The sequence below is a fragment of the Synechococcus sp. R5-15 genome (assembly GCF_047462035.1).
GTDB lineage: Bacteria > Cyanobacteriota > Cyanobacteriia > Thermostichales > Thermostichaceae > Thermostichus.
Window position 1 is genome coordinate 1 of sequence record NZ_JANSIK010000064.1, and the last position, 18,350, is coordinate 18,350.

Annotated in this window: 23 protein-coding genes; 7 read left to right on the top strand and 16 right to left on the bottom strand. The window is 59.8% G+C overall.

From position 1 onward, the window contains the following. Positions 1-162: 162 nt before the first annotated feature. The 7 genes from NW839_RS06195 to NW839_RS06225 all read right to left on the bottom strand — a co-directional run bounded on the left by NW839_RS06195 (position 163) and on the right by NW839_RS06225 (position 6,617). Positions 163-849: a VanW family protein gene (locus NW839_RS06195; protein WP_414344033.1), complete on the bottom strand. Its 687-nt coding sequence runs from the start codon at positions 847-849 to the stop codon at positions 163-165. A gap of 1 nt (position 850) precedes the next feature. Then, positions 851-1,675 (bottom strand): anti-sigma factor domain-containing protein, encoded by an 825-nt coding sequence (locus tag NW839_RS06200; protein WP_414351323.1) that lies wholly within the window; start codon positions 1,673-1,675, stop codon positions 851-853. Positions 1,676-1,747: 72 nt separating this feature from the next. Further along, entirely contained in the window at positions 1,748-2,413 is a 666-nt protein-coding gene (locus tag NW839_RS06205) for a sigma-70 family RNA polymerase sigma factor (protein WP_414351321.1), read from the bottom strand. Between the two features lie 83 nt (positions 2,414-2,496). Continuing rightward, complete coding sequence (locus NW839_RS06210) at positions 2,497-3,114, bottom strand: ABC transporter permease (protein WP_414344038.1); 618 nt, start codon at positions 3,112-3,114, stop codon at positions 2,497-2,499. After that, positions 3,111-4,079: an ABC transporter ATP-binding protein gene (locus NW839_RS06215; protein ID WP_414351320.1), complete on the bottom strand. Its 969-nt coding sequence runs from the start codon at positions 4,077-4,079 to the stop codon at positions 3,111-3,113. Before NW839_RS06215 ends, NW839_RS06210 begins: the two co-directional genes overlap by 4 nt. Positions 4,080-4,105: 26 nt before the next feature. Then, a complete protein-coding gene (locus NW839_RS06220) occupies positions 4,106-5,005 on the bottom strand; it encodes a glycine betaine ABC transporter substrate-binding protein (protein ID WP_414351318.1) in 900 nt (299 codons plus the stop codon). 367 nt (positions 5,006-5,372) lie between these two features. Further along, a complete protein-coding gene (locus NW839_RS06225) occupies positions 5,373-6,617 on the bottom strand; it encodes an HhoA/HhoB/HtrA family serine endopeptidase (protein ID WP_011432228.1) in 1,245 nt (414 codons plus the stop codon). Positions 6,618-6,901: 284 nt separating this feature from the next. Here NW839_RS06225 and NW839_RS06230 point away from each other — a divergent pair, with 284 nt between their 5' ends. After that, positions 6,902-7,609 carry a hypothetical protein gene (locus tag NW839_RS06230; protein WP_011432227.1) on the top strand — a complete coding sequence of 236 codons (708 nt, stop codon included), beginning with the start codon at positions 6,902-6,904 and terminating at the stop codon, positions 7,607-7,609. 25 nt (positions 7,610-7,634) lie between these two features. Here the strand turns inward: NW839_RS06230 and NW839_RS06235 are convergent, their stop codons facing one another. The 6 genes from NW839_RS06235 to NW839_RS06260 all read right to left on the bottom strand — a co-directional run bounded on the left by NW839_RS06235 (position 7,635) and on the right by NW839_RS06260 (position 11,328). Next, positions 7,635-8,324 carry a V4R domain-containing protein gene (locus tag NW839_RS06235; RefSeq protein WP_414351315.1) on the bottom strand — a complete coding sequence of 230 codons (690 nt, stop codon included), beginning with the start codon at positions 8,322-8,324 and terminating at the stop codon, positions 7,635-7,637. 118 nt (positions 8,325-8,442) lie between these two features. Further along, on the bottom strand, positions 8,443-8,913 hold the full coding sequence (locus NW839_RS06240; RefSeq protein ID WP_011432225.1) for a phycobilisome protein: 471 nt from the start codon (positions 8,911-8,913) through the stop codon (positions 8,443-8,445). A 24-nt stretch (positions 8,914-8,937) separates the two neighbouring features. Then, positions 8,938-9,525, bottom strand: coding sequence for a hypothetical protein (locus tag NW839_RS06245; RefSeq protein ID WP_414351314.1), 588 nt, complete (start codon positions 9,523-9,525; stop codon positions 8,938-8,940). Positions 9,526-9,588: 63 nt separating this feature from the next. Next, positions 9,589-9,870, bottom strand: coding sequence for a hypothetical protein (locus NW839_RS06250; RefSeq protein ID WP_414351312.1), 282 nt, complete (start codon positions 9,868-9,870; stop codon positions 9,589-9,591). 59 nt (positions 9,871-9,929) lie between these two features. Beyond that, positions 9,930-10,610 carry a V4R domain-containing protein gene (locus tag NW839_RS06255; RefSeq protein WP_011432222.1) on the bottom strand — a complete coding sequence of 227 codons (681 nt, stop codon included), beginning with the start codon at positions 10,608-10,610 and terminating at the stop codon, positions 9,930-9,932. A 232-nt stretch (positions 10,611-10,842) separates the two neighbouring features. Next, entirely contained in the window at positions 10,843-11,328 is a 486-nt protein-coding gene (locus tag NW839_RS06260; RefSeq protein WP_041436217.1) for a 2Fe-2S iron-sulfur cluster-binding protein, read from the bottom strand. Between the two features lie 571 nt (positions 11,329-11,899). On the opposite strand from NW839_RS06260, the gene NW839_RS06265 reads away from it, so the two are divergent. Then, a complete protein-coding gene (locus NW839_RS06265) occupies positions 11,900-12,427 on the top strand; it encodes a phycobilisome rod-core linker polypeptide (RefSeq protein WP_414331885.1) in 528 nt (175 codons plus the stop codon). Here the strand turns inward: NW839_RS06265 and NW839_RS06270 are convergent. Beyond that, complete coding sequence (locus tag NW839_RS06270) at positions 12,424-13,434, bottom strand: ABC transporter substrate-binding protein (RefSeq protein ID WP_414351309.1); 1,011 nt, start codon at positions 13,432-13,434, stop codon at positions 12,424-12,426. The genes NW839_RS06265 and NW839_RS06270 overlap by 4 nt on opposite strands. 175 nt (positions 13,435-13,609) lie before the next feature. Here NW839_RS06270 and cobA point away from each other — a divergent pair, with 175 nt between their 5' ends. Then, complete coding sequence (cobA, locus tag NW839_RS06275; RefSeq protein WP_414351308.1) at positions 13,610-15,112, top strand: uroporphyrinogen-III C-methyltransferase; 1,503 nt, start codon at positions 13,610-13,612, stop codon at positions 15,110-15,112. A gap of 117 nt (positions 15,113-15,229) precedes the next feature. Beyond that, positions 15,230-16,054 (top strand): 1,4-dihydroxy-2-naphthoyl-CoA synthase, encoded by an 825-nt coding sequence (gene menB, locus NW839_RS06280; RefSeq protein WP_414351307.1) that lies wholly within the window; start codon positions 15,230-15,232, stop codon positions 16,052-16,054. 14 nt (positions 16,055-16,068) lie between these two features. On the opposite strand, the gene NW839_RS06285 is transcribed toward menB, so the two are convergent. Beyond that, a complete protein-coding gene (locus tag NW839_RS06285; protein ID WP_414351306.1) occupies positions 16,069-16,335 on the bottom strand; it encodes a hypothetical protein in 267 nt (88 codons plus the stop codon). A 53-nt stretch (positions 16,336-16,388) separates the two neighbouring features. Here NW839_RS06285 and NW839_RS06290 point away from each other — a divergent pair, with 53 nt between their 5' ends. Together NW839_RS06290 and NW839_RS06295 are read left to right on the top strand one after the other, a co-directional pair. Next, positions 16,389-17,303 carry an IS256 family transposase gene (locus NW839_RS06290; RefSeq protein ID WP_414380520.1) on the top strand — a complete coding sequence of 305 codons (915 nt, stop codon included), beginning with the start codon at positions 16,389-16,391 and terminating at the stop codon, positions 17,301-17,303. Next, positions 17,227-17,610, top strand: a complete 384-nt coding sequence (locus tag NW839_RS06295) for a transposase (RefSeq protein WP_414344069.1) — start codon at positions 17,227-17,229, stop codon at positions 17,608-17,610. The genes NW839_RS06290 and NW839_RS06295 overlap by 77 nt, the downstream gene beginning before the upstream one ends. Before the next feature lie 60 nt (positions 17,611-17,670). Here NW839_RS06295 and NW839_RS06300 read toward each other — a convergent pair whose 3' ends face one another. Beyond that, positions 17,671-17,937 carry a CRISPR-associated endonuclease Cas1 gene (locus NW839_RS06300; RefSeq protein ID WP_414344071.1) on the bottom strand — a complete coding sequence of 89 codons (267 nt, stop codon included), beginning with the start codon at positions 17,935-17,937 and terminating at the stop codon, positions 17,671-17,673. A gap of 103 nt (positions 17,938-18,040) precedes the next feature. Between NW839_RS06300 and NW839_RS06305 the strand changes: the two genes are divergently transcribed. Next, complete coding sequence (locus NW839_RS06305) at positions 18,041-18,301, top strand: hypothetical protein (protein WP_414351301.1); 261 nt, start codon at positions 18,041-18,043, stop codon at positions 18,299-18,301. The last annotated feature ends 49 nt before the right edge of the window (positions 18,302-18,350 follow it).

An 18,350-nucleotide genomic window follows, 5' to 3' on the forward strand; every position in this document is an offset into this window, starting at 1 on the left:
ATCAGGGTTTGAGGCTTGTCGCCGACCCTGTCGCTAACCATGTTGGTGTAGAAATTAACATGGATCCCTGTGTGGAGGTTGCTGGGGAGTTGCTCCTGAGACGCTGAAGTAGGGGGCCAATGGGGCGAAAAAAGGACTCCGTCCCGCTGGCGCGATGAGAGGCTAGGGAGCAACGACATAGCGATCTTGGGAGAGGCGCTCGTTACCCCGATACACGCTCACCTGCAAATGCTGGGGATCCAGCCGGTGCCCCTCTACACGGATGGGTGGGATCCTCAGGGAGTGGCGGGATCCCCGTCCCAGCACGGACACAATCAGGTTTTGGCCGCGGATCTGAACTCGTAGGCGCACCGGCCAGGGGAAAGGGTTGCGCAGCTTGAGGTCGGCCAAGCCGTACCAAACGGTGGCATCTAAGCCAGGGGGCACCGACTCTACCTGCCGGTAATGGGGGTGCCTCTCCACCACCTCCAGCCCTGCCAACAGAGCGGCATTGTAAAGGCTAGAGGACACCTGACAGATTCCTCCCCCAACCGAATCCAGGGTTTCGGCCACCATAAACACCGGCGCGGGCACATAGCCTCGTTCCAGGCTGCGCGGCCCCACCACTTGGTTGAAGGAAAAAATCACTTCTGCCTGTTCCCGTGAGCGTGCTGCAGGCATGATGTAAACCCCATCCAGGCTTTGGGCGGCTCGGCGAATGTTGTGGAGTTGAGAAGGAGTGCGCTCCTGCAAAGAAGTAACGTATTGGCTTAGGGTTGTTGGCGTGGGATCCGTCCACCACAAGGCCAGAAGGGCCAGTAGCGCCCCCACCAGCACAGCCAACCTCCGCAGGTCAACCCTTCCTCTCACCTCACACCTTGCCCGTCAGAAGGGGTTTCAAGGACTCCGTCCGAGTAGCGCGAGCGGGCAGTTGGCGGGAACCGGTCACGACCAGCAGCTCTTGGGCGCGGGTACCTGCCGGCAACGTGCGGGATGGGCGTAGGGCCACCAGGGCAGAGCCTTGGGCATCCACCTGAAAGTCGCCATAGTAGAGGAACTCGCCATTGTCCAGCTTGAGCCAGAGGGAGTAGCGCTCCCCCGCCACCGGTTGGGGCAGATCCCGTGCGGCCAAGATAACCTCCTGCCAGTCTCCTGGGCGAAACAGCACGTTGGCCGTCCCCGCCTCCCCCTGCAAATGCACCAGACGGGATCCCGGCTGTTGCAAGAGATGGGATAATGCCCGCACCGATTCTAGCTGGGCCAGTTGCAGAGCTTGCCGCAGTCGCCAGTTGTCCAAGCTGAGCAGAACCAAAATTGCCGCCACCAAGCCTCCCAGCCAGCGCCACCCCACCCCAAAAGCAGGCAGTGGAGAGTGAAGGGGGACTGCCATCTCCTGCTCGCGTAAGCCGATAGCCCCCACCTCTGCCATCACCTTATCGCGCAAGCTGGCAGGCGGGAGCACTCCTGGCAATCCGTAGGGCAACAATTCCAAGGTTTCTTGCAAGGCTTGCAGTTCGGCCACCAGCCGAGGGTCTTGAGTTAGGCGTGCCTCTAGAGCACTCACCTGTTCAGGAGATAAGTCCCCCAGCAGATAGCCGGCCAGTTCTTCCCGTTCCTCTGTTAAAGGGGGCGAGGTGGATAAGGACTCCGTCCCGCCGACGCGAAAGGACTCCGTCCCGCTGACGCGATCAGACATGGCCATCCCGACACCAGAACTCAACTCCAAACCTAGGACTCCGTCCCGCTAACGCGAAAGGACGCGGTCCCGCTAACGCGAGCAGAAACCCAGAAGGGCGCGCAGGGATCCCCGCAATTTGCAGAGAGCTTGGCGAGAGCGGGTCTTAACCGTCCCCAACGGGATCCCCAATTGGCGAGCAATGTCCGCCTGGCTCAACCCTTGGTAATAGAGCAACTCCAGGATCTGCCGTTGGTTTTCGGGCAATTGGCTGAGGGCCGCTTGCACCGCTTGCCGCCGCTCCTCGATGGAAACCTGCTCAAAAGGGAACCGAGTCTTGCTAAAGGACTCCGTCCCGCTGACGCGATCGGCGCTGGGAATGGTCTGCCAGCGTTTCAAAAGAAGTTGGTGGCTGCCCTGAGAACGCAGACGGTCAATGGCCCGCGAGCGGGTCAGGATGCACAAAAAACTGCTCAGGGATCCCCGCCGCTCGCGCGACTCGGACGGAGTCCTTGGATCACAGCCAACCTTGCGCCACAGCTCGACAAACACCTCCTGAGTCAGGTCTTCTGCCTCGGCCACGTGGCCCAGGATCTCGAAGGCCAGCCCATAGACCAAGCCGGCATAGCGATCGTAGAGCGCAGCCAGAGCAGCAGGTTGCCCCGCCTTGAGCGCTTCCATCAGCTCCCAATCGGCGCGGGATGACCAATCTCTCACCCGCTCACGCCAGCGGGACGGAGTCCCTGGTTGCTCACCCATGCTACACCCAGTTTCGCCCCACACAACTAGAGGATAAACCTGCCCGATCGCGCCAGCGGGACGGAGTCCTTAAGTCTACCCCCTCAGCCACGACGGGCCGCCCATTCCAGGCTGAGCAAGGCTGTGTTCACCAGCAAGGCCAGGGATCCCACCGCCAGGGATCCGGCCCAGATCTTGTCGTAGCGACCGGCCTGGGCAATGCCATCGAACAGCAGGGTTCCCAGTCCCCCTGCCCCAAACTTGGCGCCCACGGTGGCAATGGCAATGGCCACAATTGCCGCCAGCCGCAGCCCTGCCAAAACAATGGGCAGCATGAGCGGCACCTGCACCTGCCACCACCGTTGCCAGAGGTTCATCCCCATGCCCTTGGCAGCTTCCAGGATGGCAGGCTCGACCGAGCGCAGGCCCACGCAAAAATGGCGCACCAAGATCACCTGCGTGTAGATCACCATCGCCACCACCACCGAGCGGGCATTGAGGCCAAGCCAGGGCACCAACAAAATGATCAAAGCCAGGCTGGGCACTGTGTACAGGATGCTGAGGATCCCCATGACCGGCAGGGCCAACCAGCGCACGTGGTGAACCAGCAGAGCCAGCGGCACCGCCAGCACCACCGCCATGCCCAAGGTCATCCCCACCATCGCCAGATGCTCTTGGGTGAGCTGCCACATCAGGCCGGGGTGGTTGAGGAGATAGCTCACGCGGATCCCCCCTCCAGCATGGCCAAGCTGCGAATGTGATCCAAGGTCAAAACGCCGATGGCCCGCCCGTCCTCCCACACCGTCAGGGCTGCCGCCCCTGTGCGCAACAGCAGGGACAAGGCTTGCCGCAAAGTGGCCTGGGGCCTCACCATCGCTCCCTCTTGGATTTTGTGGTTGTGCGGGATCCCGGCCATCGCCGTTTCCACCCGCAGCACACTCAACTGCCGTACCATGTCATCTGCCCCCAGCAGTTCCCTGACAAAGGGAGTAGCCGGCTGGGTGAGCAGCCGAAAGGGAGTGTCGAACTGCACCACCCGCCCCTTCTGCATCACCAAAATGCGATCCGCCAGGCGCAGCGCCTCTTCCACATCGTGGGAGACGAACAGGATGGTTTTTTTCAATTGCCGTTGCAGGCGCAGGATCTCCTCTTGCAGCTTGCTGCGGGTAATGGCGTCGATGGCCCCAAAGGGCTCGTCCATCAGCAGCAGCCCTGGATCCCCGGCCAGCGCCCGCGCCAGCCCCACCCGCTGCTGTTGTCCACCCGACAGTTGGGCAGGGTAGCGGTGGCGGTACTCATGGGGGGGCAAATTAACCAAGCTGAGCAGCTCGTCCACCCGCTCGCGGATGCGCTCCTTCGGCCACCCCAAAAGTCGCGGCACTACCGCCACATTCTGGGCCACCGTCATGTGGGGAAACAGCCCCGATTGCTGGATAACATAGCCGATCCGCTGCCGCAGAGCCGTGATGGGAAACTGGCGGATATCCCGCCCGTCCAAGCGAATCTGCCCCTGGGTGGGATCCAGCAAGCGATTCACCATTTTCAGAAGGGTGGTTTTGCCGCAGCCAGAAGGCCCCAAAATGACCACCAACTGGCCCGACTCCACGGAAAAACTGCACTCGTCCACAGCCGGCTGGGAACTGTGGGGAAAGCGCAGCGACACCCGCTCGAACTCGACGGTGCTCACCTCAGGGCCTCATGCAACAGGCAAGGTTATTTCTTGAGAATGCCGGCTTCCACCAAGAAAGTTCTGGCCACCTCCGCCGGCTCCTTGCGGTTGCCGCTCACCTCGTAGTTCAACCGCTGCATCACCTCGTCCGTCAGCAGGGGGGAAAGGGCATTTAAGGCAGCGGCAATGCCGGGGTTGGCCTCTAGGGTGTCCTTGCGCACCACCGGCGCCACCTGGTAGGGGGGGAAAAGCTGCTTGTCATCCTCCAGCAGCACCAGGTCAAAGGCGGCAATTTCTCCATCGGTGCCGAAGGCCACTGCCACATCCGCTTCCCCATTGACCAAGCCCTGGTAGCGGAGGCCGGGATCCACTGCTTTGTAGGCCTTGAGCCGGAAATTACCGTAGACGGCTTGGATCCCAGGTAGGCCATCCTCGCGGGCTTGAAACTCCGGCGGCCCGATCATCACCAGCTCGCCCGCTTTGGCCACCATGTCCGAGATGGTGGCAATGCCCAGCTCAGCCGCTCTGGCGCGGGTCATGGCCAGGGCCTGGGTGTTGTTCAGGGGGGCGGGATCCAGCCAAATCAGTTGGAACTGGCTCTCGTACTCGCGGGCCACCGTCGCGTACACCTCTGCCGGGTCGCCGCTGCTGGGCAACTTGAGCACTGTCAGCAGGCCAGTGCCGGTGTACTCGGGGTAGAGATCGATCTCGCCGCTCAACAAGCCCGCATGGGCTACCGGTGTTCCGCCCAGGTTGAGCTTGCGCTCCACCGTGAACCCTGCCGCCTCCAGGGCTAAGGCGTACATTTCCCCCAAAATAAACTGCTCGGTAAAGTCCTTGGAGCCGACGGTAATGGGCTTGGCGAGGCCCCCTTGGGGAGTGAGAACAAGAGCTGCCAGCCCCGACAGGGCCAGCAAAGCCAAGCGACGAGTGGTTTTCAGCATAGGCAAGGGGAGAAGGGATCCCAGGCTAATGACAAGAGGCCCTGCCGAGAGCGTTCCGGCCTGGGCCAGGAAGTTTCGACTGTTAAGTCACCATTAAACCATTATTTTCCCTGAGCCGTAACTGCAAGAACCAACCGTAGAGATCGCCAGTACGGTCACTGCAAGTTGGTTGGAAATAGCCCAAGTGTAAGGACTCCGTCCCGCTGGCGCGATAGGACTCCGTCCCGCTGGCGCGATCAGCACCGCCCCAGCCCCTCTCCCAGGGGAAGAGGGAAGTTCACCCCCATTGAGAACAACCCTGCTGTGTCGCTGGGGTCTCGGAGGGGTGGTGAACAACGTCCAATCGCGCCAGCGGGACGGAGTCCTTTCAGCCTCCGCTGGGGGCCGGGAAAGAGCCTGTTACCGCGCGGATCTTCTGTCGCCGCCCGGCTCGCTCGATCTCCAGCTCCAGGGTGCTGCCCACCTCAGTGCGCTCCACCTCCTGTTGCACCTGATCGGCTGTGGTTACGGCACGACCATTGATGGAGAGAATGACATCCCCAGACCGCAGCCCTGCCCGTTCCGCTGGGGATCCCTGGATGACTTCGCCAATCAGTACACCCTGATCCACCGTTATCAAAATGCGGCTATTGGGATCCTGGTTGAGGCGCTCCTTCAGCTCTGGAGTCAGCGTGAGCATGCGGATGCCCAGGTAGGGGTGATCCACCTTGCCGCGAGTGATCAACTGATTGGCCACCCGCTGGGCCGTCTCAATGGGGATGGCGAAGCCCAACCCTTGCGCTCCCTGGATGATGGCGGTGTTCACCCCGATCACCTCCCCTTGAGCGTTGAGCAGCGGGCCGCCGGAGTTGCCGGGGTTAATGGCCGCATCCGTTTGGATAAAAGATACCCGCTTGTCAGGCACCCGAATCTCCCCGCTGGAACGGCCCAAAGCGCTGATGATCCCAGCCGTAACGGTGTTATCCAAACCCAGGGGGTTGCCGATGGCAATGGCCCACTGGCCCGGCTCCAGGGTTTCCGAGCGCCCCAGCTTCACGGTCGGCAGGTTCTGGGCGTTGATCTTCACCACGGCGATGTCCGTAACCGGATCCGAACCGATTACCTGCCCATCAAAGCTGCGGGTATCCTTGAGCGTCACCGTTACCTTGTCGGATCCCTCGACCACATGGGCATTGGTGATGATCTGGCCGTCTGGGCTGATGATGAACCCAGAGCCGGTTCCCTGCTGTCGCCGCTGCCGAGGGATGGAAGGGATCGCTTGGCCAAAGAAATCCCGGAAAAAGGGATCGCTGAAAAACTCCTCCGGAAAAGGGGCAGGGGCGCGCACCGTCCGCTCAGCATCGATGCGAACCACCGCCGGCCCCACCTTTTGCGCCACATCGGCGATGAAATTCAGGTTCAGTTGGGGCGGGGTTGCCGTCGTCTGGGCAGATACCCCCTTGCCCCCCACCAGAGCTGCTCCCAGCCCAATGCCCAGCAGCACCAGCAGCACTGACGAGAGAAGAGACTTCCAAGTGGAGATGGCAAAAGGCTGGAAAGAGGATTGAGCAGGTTGGGCGGAAGCTTCTGACCCGGGAGAGGGCTGGCCCGGCATGGATGTGCTGCGCTTCATAGCTACAAGAAGAGGGTTGGGATGCTGCAAGACTTCGGCCCCACGCAGGGGAAGAAACCTAGAGCCTAATCTAACATGGACAGCAGGGATCCCAGAGTGGGCAACCCTAGCGTTTTTCCGTACTTCTATCTGGAGCGAAGAGCAGCGGAATCTGCTCACCTGAGGTAGCCCATTTCCATTCAGTTGGCTTTGATCAAGATAGGTAAAAGATAGGTAAGGCCCGAAAGGCTCCCGGTTTTGTCCGGTTTGCAGCTAGCGTAGGAATGATGAATGGGGGTAAGACCATGACCAACCCAGCCAGCCGCCTGTTGGCTCCTCTGCTTGGCGGATTGCTCTCAGCGCAGATGGCCGCCCCAGTTTTGGCCCAAATGGGGCCCTTGCCACCACCGCCTGCCGGTGAGGGATGGCGTCCTGTGAATCCTCGCCCCCTTCCCCCTGGCCCTCAACCCCTGCAACCTGGCCAGCCCTTTCAACTGCAAACCACGTTGCTATTGCGCTCTGGGGATCTGATCCAGGCGGTGCATCGCTCCCCAGAAACCCTCTTGATTGCCCCTGGGGAAACCCGCGCCGTCAGCCTTAGCTTGGATACCCCTCTGCGGGACATCTACGGCAACATGGTCGTCCCGGCGGGGGCTGTTTTGGAAGGCCAATTTCAGCCGGTGAGCGGCGGCACCCAGTTTGTTTCGCGGGCTTTGATTTTCAACGGCCAATCCTACCCCCTCTACGCTCAGAGCCAGGTTATCCCGCTGCGCAAGGATCCCCGCCACACTTCCGGGGAAGCGATTGTGCAAGATGCCTTGATTGGGGCAGCTGCGGGGGCCATCTTGGGAGGCTTGTTCGGCGACCGCGTGATCTCGACGGAGAAAGTGCTGGGTGGAGCGGCGGCAGGGGCTGTCATCGGCAATGTAACGGCGCCGGAAGTGGCGGTGATCGACGCCAATGCCAACTTGACTCTGACGGTCACCCAAGATTTTCAGCCCTACCTGCCCTAGCGAGCCCCTGAAAACAGCTCTGGCCCTAGGGACTGGCGGTGAGCCGATCCAGAATCTCCTCGTGGGAGAGGCCCTTGCGCACCCATTCCTCGCAGTGGTGCAGCCGCTGAGCCGTGCCGATGAGGAAGCGGTTGAGATCGGCCCCCAGGGATTCGCAGGTGGTCTGTACGCAGATGAGATCCCGCCCCGAAAGCAAGGAGAAGAGGCTGGCCAGCATTCCCGCCTCTAGGTATCCGGCAGGCTCTCGCCGTGCAGAAGGTTCCTCCGGGTTGAAGCTGGCGCGAGCGGCAAGGGCAAACCCGGAATGGCGGATCCCGGCCTGAACCAAGCCGTGGTCGGCGGCGGAAAAATCCAGCTCTAGGCGTCCCCAGCCGTGGGTAGCCCAGAGATCGCTGAGGGCATCCAGGAAGATCCCCATCGGCAATTCCTGCAGCGGCTGCTGGTAGTAGCCGGAAAGCTCGTCTTCAACACGGCGGAAAAACGCCTCTCCCCAATCGCGGCCACAGTTGTAGAGAATGACGCGGGTGGCTTGGCCGGTTTCGTAGCGCAGGCCGGAGTAGAGAGCTTCCAGCAGGGGCATGGGAAAGGCCGCCAAGCGGTATCCTCCGCGGCTGTAGAGCAGTCCGGTGTGGATGTCGGGGCGGATGTAGTAGGCAGGGCTAAAGCAGTGCCCAGGCAAGATCTGGTCTTGCAGAATCTCTTGCAGGGTAGTCATGGCTATCTCACAGGGGGATGGACGGATTTGAGGGCGGCTGGAACTTGGCCTTTTGGAGTGAAGGGATGAATGTCCGGTGGATTGGCAAAACTAGGGAATCCATTGAGGGCGAATGGACCTAGTTAACCAGCATGGATTTGGCCAAAAGCAGATAAGGACGGATCATCTCGCTCTCTTCTGCCCCAAAGATGTAGGTCAGGGAGTCGAGCATTAACTTGTAGGCAGGCTGGCATTGGTCGCGCATCTTGAACGATTTCAGGATCGTCTCCAGCCAGTAGAGCAATTTATCCCTCAGGTAGTCTTCGTCGTTGAGCAGCATGGCCATGCAGCAGTAGCGCCACACCATGCTCAGATCCCGGCGGCAGCGCTCCCAGGCCAGGTGACCATGCTGGCGGATTAAATTCGGCATCATCGGCTGAAACTTCTCCATCACCCGATCCAGCAGCTCTTGTTCTTTGGCCTGCAGAACCTGGTAAAGGCGGACCCGCTTCGGGATCCCTTCCACGTAGGCGTGTAGAGTTTTCAACTCATCTGGGCGCAGATAGCGGCCCTCACTTTGGTGCATCAGCTCGGCAACCCTTGAATTCATGGACAGATCCTCCGTTAGTTGGCTTCACACAAACATTTCCGCCAAGGTGAGAGCCCGCTCCGGCGGAACTGTGGGTAGGTCAACCTCCATCTCAGAAGAAGAAGGGGAAGGAGATTGGGCCTGAGAAGTTGCGCAGACAGTCTGCAGCTCTTGCCAGTAGGGGGCAAGCAACCCCTGCTGATCCGCTGGCAGGGATCCCTGAACCACTGCCCGTAGCTGAGCGAGCGCTTGCGGCAACCCTAGGTACTGTTCCATCGCACCAAGAGTTACCTGCTGCACAGGGGTGGGATCCCCCAGCAACAGACTCAGGCCCAGGGAGCGCAAACAAAAGGCCAATTGACGAGCCAAGAGGCGCTGAGCCGGGGTTAGAGAAGGTTCTGCCCCCTCTCTGGCGGGATTGCTGCTGGGCAACGCTGTCGCGACGGGGGTTGGCCCCTGCTGTTGCAAAACCTTTTGGATCCAGGTCAGCTCTTGCTGTTGTAAGACTTGGTAGAGCTCCAGCCGTTCTTCAAAAGAGAGCGAGTAACGAATCAGGTCTTGCAGATCGTCGGGTGTTAGGTAACCCCCTTCTCGATCGGCAATGCGTTCTGGCCAAGAGTGAAGGTCATCCATGGGTGAAGTCTCCTTAGAGCACGGATCGAGAGAGCACAACTGAGAGCCCTGAACAAACCAGAGCTAGAGCAAAGCTCCGCCAAACAAAGCGGCAAAATCCTCAAGAGTAAAGGGATCCTCTGCCGGCAATTCCCGCAGCGGCTCTGAGCGTGGGCAGATGCCCGACCAATTGAAGCCGGCAAAAAACTGTCCCACCGATTGGGCAAAGAGCATGGGGGACTGCGGCGGCGGCTCTTGAGCAAAGGGAGCCTTGGCCGGGGGTCGGTTATCCCAGTTCAACCCCTGCAAAAAGACCGCCAGCGGCTGGGTTAAGTCCAGATCGGTGTCTAAGTTGAAGGTGACCATGGGCGTTTCTCCAAAGTGTCGAGGGATCCCAGAGAGCCTTCAAAAGCCACAAGCAAGCCTCACAACTGGTGCAAACGCTGCTCGATCTCGCGGGCGCTGGCCCCTTCGGTGATCCAAAAATTGGCGGCATCAATGCGTTCTTGCCCGCCCAACAGGAACTTGCAGTAGGTTTCCCCCATGGCGTAGCACTGGATCTCGATGCAGGCCAGCTCGCGGGAAGTCATAGCGGTGAAAAACCCGGCAAATAGCCCGGCATAGAGATGACAAACCGGCTTGCCCACATCCCCTAGGGTGCGAGCCACCATCGAGTCAAACAAGTTGATAAACAGGAAGCCTTTTTGTTTGGATTCGGTTTCCACCTCCCACTTGCCCCAGCCCTGAGCCGTAAAAGGCCACCACCAAGTCTCCAGCAAAAACAAAAGGTTGGACTGTTTTACGCCAATCCCATACTCCCGCTCGTACCACTCGGAGAAGTGCTTGGCATCGCGGATGCCCCAATCTCTGCCAATGGTGTACATCACCGCCGCCGAAGCATCTCCCACTTCCCGTTCCAGGCCTGTTTGCAAGCCCACAATAAAGTCTTCGCTGAGCAGGAGATTTTGTGTGTTGTTCCAGTCGATGATCGTGCCCTGATCTCGGTTGAAGCGGAAGAAATCGCGGTAACTGTAGTGGGCATGCTTGTCGCGGCCCACAGGCATGGTGACTGCAGGACGGGGATCCGGTCGAGATGTGGTGGCCATGGCGCTCTCCTGATAAAAAATGGATAATTCTAGATTGCAAAGCAACAGGATTTGGTGGGATTTGTAGGGATCAACTGGGCCAGACAATGCCAATGAGTCAACAAAATGAATGGCTAAGCATTCGATAAACTTGGTCAGCTATCTGAGGGATCCAACATTGTTCAATCCTTGGTTGATTGTCTATAAGACAATGCCCGCTGAGCCCAAGGGATCCCTGAACATCGACAATCCATCAAACTTCCCGAGTTTGGGCAAGTGTACTGCCGATGATGCGGAAATCTTCATTTTCTAGCTGCTTAACAGTAGAGCGAGTGATGATCTTGCCCTGCTCCACCAAAACCTTCCCCGTCCGTGGGTGCAGCAGGTCTTGTTCGGCCCGCCGACCGATGAGCACTTCGATATCCCTCAGCGAGTTCACGTACATCCCCGGCGGCAGCTCCACCACCACGCCATCGGAAACCACCCGCGCCTGACAGGCCAGCCGGGAATTGCTGCGGGCGCTGGTAATGGTCTCCAGAGTCTTGGCCTCGCGGGGGGTGATGGGAGTGAGGCTTTCCATTCCCTCTTTGACGTAAACATGACAGGTGGCGCAGAGGCCGCGACCGTTACATTCCCGCGAAACCTGCAGCTCCTCCGACAAAATAGCCGACAGAAGATTGCTGTAGGTATCGACCTCTGAGACGCGAGATAAAGGCTCTAGCCGGATTTGTTTAACCATAGACGGGATCCACATTAAGGGCAGACAAAAACCCCGGCAGGCAGGATCTACTGCATAAGCAACGCAAACAAATCACAAAAATTGATTGATCCCTTCCCCTGCAGCCCCCTTGCAGGTCTACAGCAACACCTGAGTCCCCAGTCAATCAAACCAGAGCACTTCAAATGATGAGCCCTGCACCTGTGACCCTAGGAGAGGCTGCATTCTTTACTTAACTTATATTCTGGATCTGGAGCAGGTTATTCTGGATGGAAGTGTCATAATACTTAACTACGAATAAACACGGAATTTTTTTATCGGCTAGAAAGTTACAAAGTGAAATCACGTAAATTGGAGAAAATGACAATCCTTTCGTAAATATTTATCGCAGATCTCCCCCGGTCGTTCTGTCGGCAAGGTAAATCTTAAGTAGAACCTTCACGGTCTTTTATTGGCAATTTTGTTACAGAAGGATGTGCTGAAGTTTGCCGTAAAAGCGTATTGAGCCATTCGCTACTCTCTTGGCCATTTCTTTAAAGTAGCCCCTCGTTTTGTCTGTTTTTGTCAGTTCTGTCGATTGGGAGCTATTGCCATGGAACCACGCCAGCGGGATCCGCAAACGTTGCAAAACCTGTTGCGGGCTGCCTACCAACAGCTTTTGGAACGCCAGCCCTACCAGCACGAGAAAACAGGAGAGCTGGAGAAAATCGAGCAGGACTTCTTGCGGGGGCGGATCGGGATTAAGCGCTTGGTTCGCCAGATTGGGGGATCCCGGCTCTACCGGCAACTCTTTTTCAGTGCCGGCTGCAACACCCGCTGTGTAGAGCAGGGCTTCAAGCACTTTTTGGGACGGGCCCCGGCCAGCAAGGAGGAGGTGGCCGCCTACCACGACATTTTGGTGCACCAGGGCTTGCAGGCCATGGTCAATGCCTTTATCGACTCGGAGGAGTACCGCCACCAGTTCGGCAACGACCATCTGCCCCACCCCCGCCAACGGCTGAGCGGCCACCCACCTTTGGCCTACTTGCTGACAAACCAAATGCACCGGCGCCATGAGCTGGGGATGCAGGGATCCCCGCTTTTGCACAGTTTGGCGGCGATGGAAGTGGGGATCCCTTAGGCAGTGGGGCCGGGGAGGAAGTCGAGGGTATAGGCTTGGCGAACCTCCAGACCCGCTGCGCCGATCCCCAGGGCCACCATCTCCTGAAAGTAGGTTTGCCAGCGCTGGTGGGTCATGGCGCCGATCCCCAGCGTGGCGGCATCTCCACTGGTGAGAAGGCCGTAGTCTTTTAGGGCTTGGTGGGCGTAGGCCAGGAGGGCCTCGCTCATGTTGGGGTTGTCTTGGCGGATGAGGCGATTGCCGGGGCGGGGATCCTCTAGGTAGCTCTGCCAGCCCTGGATGGAGGCAGCTACAAATTTTCGCACCTGCTCCGGGTGCTGTTCGGCAAAGGGGCGGGTGGTCTCCAGGGTGGTGGCGTAGGGGGAATAGCCGTAGTCGGCCAGCAGAAAAACGACGGGATCAAAGCCCCCCTCCTGGCGCACGCGGAAGGGCTCGGAGGTCACATAGCCCTGCTGGGCAGAAGACTTGTCCAGCAAGAAGGGCGTGAGGCTGAGGTTGTAGGGGCGCTTCTGCTCGTCGGTAAAGCCAAATTTGGCCCGCAAAAAAGGCCAGTAGGTGAGGTTGGCCCCCGGTGACACCCAGATGGGCTTGCCCCGCAGGTCTTCCAGGCACTCGATGCCCACCCCTGGATGGGCCAAGAGACACTGGGGATCCTTCTGGAAAAAGGCGGCCACGGTGAGAACAGGGATCCCAGCTTGCAGAGCCGCCAGAGCGTCGGGGCTGCCGCCGAGCACAAAATCTGCCGCTCCCCCGGCTAGCAGTTGCAGCACGTTAACCGCCGTTCCCCCCATGCGGATTTCCACCTGCAGACCGTAGTCGGCGTAGATGCCGGTGGCCAGGGCTTGGTAAAAGCCGCCGTGTTCGGCCTGGGCGTACCAGTTGGTGACCAGTCGCAAGGGCCGGGATCTGGCCGAAGAGGGGCGGGAGCCCGCTCCTACTGCTAGCAGAGCAGCTCCACTGGCCAAAAAACGCCGCCGCGGCCAAGGCTCTGGAGTTACACCGGACATAGGCAGGGATCCTCAGGCGGCCACGCTTTCAGTATCTCGCAAGTAGACCAGTTTTTCCTCAGGCTGGCCACCCCTTGGAAGAGGAGCTGTTGGGAGGCGTCTTCGATTTATATTTGCAAAGCAAGCGGGATCCCCTTCTTACAAGGGGCAAGATCGACATTCCAAGGGGTAGGGCATGGGCAAGGTGTATCTAGTGGGGGCAGGGCTGGGCGGGCGGGCGGGCCTGACGCAGGGAGCACTGGAGATCCTACGGCAGGCTGAGGCTATCTGGATCGACGAGCTGGTGGATGAGCGCTTGTTGGCAGAGTTGCCGCCGCAGGCGCAGGTGTGGCGACGCTCTGGGCCAGGAAGCCTCCAGGAGGGCATCCACTGGATCATCCAGCGCTGCCGAGAAGGCAAACAGGTGGTTCACCTCAAGTCAGGGGATCCCTTGATCTTTGGCCGCGCTCGCGAGGAGATCCAAGCCCTTAGGGAGGCGGGCTGTCCCTTTGAGATTTGGCCGGGGTTGTCGTCGGCCCTGGCTGGCCCCCTCTGGGCAGGGATCCCGTTAACGGATAAACACTTGAGCCGCGCTTTTGCCGTTCTCACCGCCCACGAGCTGGAAGCTCTGCCCTGGGGCGCTTTGGCCCAGTTGGATACTTTGGTGATTTTGATGGGATCCCGGCAGCGACAGCACATTGGCGCACGGCTGGTGGAGTCTGGGATCCCGGCAGACCGACCGGTGGCCTTGATCTGGGGGGCGGGGCAAGCAGAGCAGCAGGTGTGGGTGGGCACCTTGGCCGAGCTGCAGCAGGGGGAGAGTCAGGCAAAGTTGCCGGGCCTACTGGTGGTTGGGGAGGTGGTGCGGCTGCGGCAGGACTTTTTGCCGGGGATCCCTCCTTTGCCTCCGCCGGCTCCTTTGGCAGGCAAGACGGTGCTGGTTACCCGTTCTGAGGGGCAATCGCCAGCTTTTCGGGAGCTGCTACAGGCCCAGGGGGCGCGGGTGCTGGAGATGCCGACCCTGGTGATCCAGCCGCCCACGAGCTGGGATCCCTTGGATACAGCCATTGCCAACCTGGAACAATTCGACTGGCTGCTGCTGACCTCTGCCAATGGAGTGCAGGCTTTCTTTGAGCGGCTGCAGCGGCAGGGGCGAGATAGCCGAGCACTCCACTCCCTGCAAGTGGCGGTGGTGGGATCCAAAACCGCTTCCGTGCTGGCCCAGTACGGCATTCGCCCGGATCTGATGCCCTCCGAGTTTGTGGCCGAAGCCCTGCTACCCATTTGGCCGCAGCCAGTGCAGGGGCAGCGCATCCTCTTTCCCCGCGTTGAGTCAGGAGGGCGGGAGGAGCTGGTACAGGGGTTGCGGCAGCGAGGAGCAGAGGTGGTGGAGGTGGCCGCCTATCAGTCCGCCTGTCCAGCAGCAGCGGATCCCCAGGTCCTGGAAGCTCTTAAAGCCCACCAGGTGGACATCCTCACCTTTGCCAGCTCCAAGACGGTGCAGCATTTTGCCCACTTGATCCGGCAGTCAGGGCTGGGCCCTGAGATCTGGGATCCACCCGTGCAGATTGCCGCCATTGGCCCCAAGACGGCCGCAACCTGCAAGGCTGCATTTGGTCGAGTGGACATCGCAGCCCAGGAGTATACTTTGGAAGGATTGGTGGAAGCCCTCATCCAAGCGACCAACCGTTCTACCTAGCCTTTTCAGGCCGTTCGCGGTAGCGGTGCAGAGTACCCAGGTGCTCCTCATAGTGAGCCCCCATCAGCCAAACGGAACTCTCCTGGCCCGGCATCCCAATAGATACACCCAGACACCATGTGGCAGACGGCCAAGCTCTACGAAGACATTCTTTACGAAAAAACGGATGGCATTGCCAAGATCACCATCAACCGTCCCCACAAGCGCAACGCCTTCCGCCCCAAGACCATTGCCGAGCTGATTGATGCGTTTGCCGATGTGCGAGAGGATCCCCGTATCGGGGTGGTGTTGTTGACCGGGGCAGGGCCCCACAGCGACGGCAAGTATGCCTTTTGTGCCGGCGGGGATCAAAGCGTACGGGGCGAGGCCGGTTACCTGGATGAGGCCGGGATCCCTCGTCTCAATGTGCTGGATCTGCAGCGCATCATCCGCTCTTTGCCCAAGGTGGTGATTGCCCTAGTGGCAGGCTACGCCATTGGGGGTGGCCATGTTTTGCATCTCATCTGCGACCTGACCATTGCCGCCGATAATGCCATCTTTGGGCAAACCGGCCCTAGGGTGGGCAGCTTCGATGGGGGCTTTGGGGCCGCCTACCTGGCGCGAGTGGTGGGGCAAAAAAAAGCCCGCGAGATTTGGTTCCTCTGCCGCCAATACACCGCAGCCCAAGCCCTAGAGATGGGTCTGGTCAATGCCGTGGTGCCAGTGGAAGAGCTAGAAGCTGAAGGGATCCGCTGGGCGCAAGAAATTCTCCAGCACAGCCCCTTAGCCATCCGCTGCCTCAAAGCCGCCTTCAACGCCGACTGCGATGGGCAGGTGGGGCTGCAGGAGCTGGCCGGAGATGCGACGTTGCTGTTCTACATGACCGAAGAAGCTGCTGAGGGCAAACGCGCCTTTTTGGAAAAGCGCCCACCTAACTTTCGCCAGTTTCCCTGGCTGCCATAGTTTGTTTGTTTTCATTAATTCCACTTCCCCGAAGGGAAGCGACCTGTAGGGCTGGGCTTTACCTCAAACTCAAGCAGCAGCACCACCTGACGGAAATACCGCTGTCGATATTCCGCCGGGAAATATGCAGCCCGAGGTCTGTCAAAATCAGCGGGTAGCTCCAGCGCTGCTATATCCAACGGTTGCCCCACCAGAGCGTACCCCAGAGATGCAAAGAGACCAGCCACCTCAGCAACCGATCGGATCCCTCGAATGTCTTCCACATCCAGTTGAGTAGCCATTGCCGCACTCCGGTGATCTGTGGCGGTAGTGTCGCGTATTTTGTGGGTTAAGCATGGAGGGCGGAATGGACCGAGAGGAGCTCAAGAGGTTGACCAAGGAGGAGATCAGCCGGCGCATCCGGGAAGGGGTCAAGGCCGTCATAGTGCTCCGCACCGCTTACGCGAACGAGCAGGTGTTGGAAGAAGAGATGACCGAGCACCTGGCTGCGGGTTACCGTGAGCGCACCCCAAGCCGCCGCGGGGAGCGGAACGGCTACTACACCCGGGACCTCATCACGCCGGCGGGCAGGATCGCCCAGCTCCGGGTACCCCGGGACCGGGAGGGGACTTTCCTGACCGAGGTCTTTGAGCGGTACAAGCGGATGACCGGGGAGGTGGAGGAAGCGGTGCTGGAGATGTACCTGCAAGGGGTCTCCACCCGCAAGGTAGCGGCCATCACGGAGGGCCTGTCCCGGGTGCGCATCGGTAAGGACGCGGTCTCCAGGGTAGCTCAGCGCCTGGAGGAGGAGCTCTCCGCCTGGCGGGGCCGGCCTTTGGAGCTGGCCTACCCCTACCTCTACCTGGACGCGGCCTACTTCAAGGTGAACTGGGGCGGGCGGGTGGTGGACCTGGCCCTTCTGGTGGCGGTGGGGGTGAACGAAGAAGGCTACCGGGAAGTGCTGACGGTGGAGCCGGCGGGCGGGGAGAGGAAGGAGGCCTGGAGGAACCTGCTGAAGGGCCTGGTGGAGCGGGGGCTTCATGGGGTGAGGCTGGTCATTTCCGACGACCACCTTTCCATCCGCCAAGCGGTGATGGCGGAGCTTCCTGGGGCCAGCTGGCAGCGGTGCGTGGTGCACTTTATACTTTATACGGAACGTTTTAGCTCATGTGCCGCAGTCGGAGCGGGGTGTAGTGGCCGAGGAGCTCCAGGAGGTGTTTGTGGCGCGGCGGCGGGGCACGGCGGAATCTCTGGCCCAGGAGTTCGTTGAGCGTTACCGGGACCGGTTTAAGCGGGCGGTGGAGGTGTTTGCCCAGGGTCTGGGGGAGGCCCTGACCTACCTGGACTTTCCCGGGGTCCACCAGCGGCACATCAAGAGCACGAATGTGCTGGAGCGGCTTATCCGTGAGGTGAAGCGGCGGACCAGGGTGGTTGGGGTCTTCCCCGGCGAGGGGAGCCTGGTGAATCTGGCCACGGTGGTGATGCTGAGGGCCACGGAGGACTGGGCTTTCCGGCGTTACCTGGACATGGGCCCGCTTTGGGCCGCGGAAGAGAAACCCACAAAAATCGCGACTTGACCATGCATGTGGGATCCCCTCAGCGGATGAGGAACGGCAAGTAAACAGGGATCTGATCATTTACAAACTGCTTGTAGGTCTGCACCTGCCGGTTGATGACGGCCCAGCACAGTACCCCATGTGGGAAAGATAGGCGATGGGGATGTTGCGCTCTAGGCAACTCTGGATCAGTTGGGTTGTGACTTGGGCATGGCCAAAGATCAAAATCTGATCCAAGTGGGGCAATTGAGCCTGTTGAAGAACAGCTCCAGCCCGTTTGACAACCAGGCGTTCCTGGTCGAGGCTGAGGTAGCAATCCTGTTGGGACACATAGAGTGTTCTACCCATGAGGCCACTCCCAGAAGCCTAAAATTGAAGCTGAGGTGGGAACAAAACGGGGTCTTCTTCAAGTTAAAAGTCAGGCCCAAAAATGCTGTAAGGGAAGATGCGAATGGCGAAAAAGCAGAGCAGGGTTTCTGGTGTGGGATCCGTTCGTGACGGTGCGCTCCTGATGAAAGATCTGCAAACCCTGAGACACTACGGCATCCTTGGGGATCTGGTGTATCGTTGGGGCTACTATCTCGGCTCTAGCACCATGACCGAAGTGGAGTTCAACGCCGCCCTCAGCGAGGGGATCCCAAAGCCCAAGAGGTCTTTCAGGCCCAAAAGCCGCGGTTCGGTTGACGCAGACGAGCATGACTCTAGTCAATAATAAGCTCAACTATACTGAAAATAATGTATAATATGTTCAGTACGGATTA

Bases quoted from the DNA above. Each gene is read 5' to 3' on its own strand.
- NW839_RS06200 (WP_414351323.1), bottom strand. From the start codon at position 1,675: ATGTCTGATCGCGTCAGCGGGACGGAGTCCTTTCGCGTCGGCGGGACG.
- NW839_RS06205 (WP_414351321.1), bottom strand. From the start codon at position 2,413: ATGGGTGAGCAACCAGGGACTCCGTCCCGCTGGCGTGAGCGGGTGAGA.
- NW839_RS06220 (WP_414351318.1), bottom strand. From the start codon at position 5,005: ATGCTGAAAACCACTCGTCGCTTGGCTTTGCTGGCCCTGTCGGGGCTG.
- NW839_RS06225 (WP_011432228.1), bottom strand. From the start codon at position 6,617: ATGAAGCGCAGCACATCCATGCCGGGCCAGCCCTCTCCCGGGTCAGAA.
- NW839_RS06230 (WP_011432227.1), top strand. From the start codon at position 6,902: ATGACCAACCCAGCCAGCCGCCTGTTGGCTCCTCTGCTTGGCGGATTG.
- NW839_RS06235 (WP_414351315.1), bottom strand. From the start codon at position 8,324: ATGACTACCCTGCAAGAGATTCTGCAAGACCAGATCTTGCCTGGGCAC.
- NW839_RS06240 (WP_011432225.1), bottom strand. From the start codon at position 8,913: ATGAATTCAAGGGTTGCCGAGCTGATGCACCAAAGTGAGGGCCGCTAT.
- NW839_RS06245 (WP_414351314.1), bottom strand. From the start codon at position 9,525: ATGGATGACCTTCACTCTTGGCCAGAACGCATTGCCGATCGAGAAGGG.
- NW839_RS06250 (WP_414351312.1), bottom strand. From the start codon at position 9,870: ATGGTCACCTTCAACTTAGACACCGATCTGGACTTAACCCAGCCGCTG.
- NW839_RS06255 (WP_011432222.1), bottom strand. From the start codon at position 10,610: ATGGCCACCACATCTCGACCGGATCCCCGTCCTGCAGTCACCATGCCT.
- NW839_RS06260 (WP_041436217.1), bottom strand. From the start codon at position 11,328: ATGGTTAAACAAATCCGGCTAGAGCCTTTATCTCGCGTCTCAGAGGTC.
- NW839_RS06265 (WP_414331885.1), top strand. From the start codon at position 11,900: ATGGAACCACGCCAGCGGGATCCGCAAACGTTGCAAAACCTGTTGCGG.
- NW839_RS06270 (WP_414351309.1), bottom strand. From the start codon at position 13,434: ATGTCCGGTGTAACTCCAGAGCCTTGGCCGCGGCGGCGTTTTTTGGCC.
- cobA (WP_414351308.1), top strand. From the start codon at position 13,610: ATGGGCAAGGTGTATCTAGTGGGGGCAGGGCTGGGCGGGCGGGCGGGC.
- menB (WP_414351307.1), top strand. From the start codon at position 15,230: ATGTGGCAGACGGCCAAGCTCTACGAAGACATTCTTTACGAAAAAACG.
- NW839_RS06285 (WP_414351306.1), bottom strand. From the start codon at position 16,335: ATGGCTACTCAACTGGATGTGGAAGACATTCGAGGGATCCGATCGGTT.
- NW839_RS06290 (WP_414380520.1), top strand. From the start codon at position 16,389: ATGGAGGGCGGAATGGACCGAGAGGAGCTCAAGAGGTTGACCAAGGAG.
- NW839_RS06300 (WP_414344071.1), bottom strand. From the start codon at position 17,937: ATGGGTAGAACACTCTATGTGTCCCAACAGGATTGCTACCTCAGCCTC.
- NW839_RS06305 (WP_414351301.1), top strand. From the start codon at position 18,041: ATGGCGAAAAAGCAGAGCAGGGTTTCTGGTGTGGGATCCGTTCGTGAC.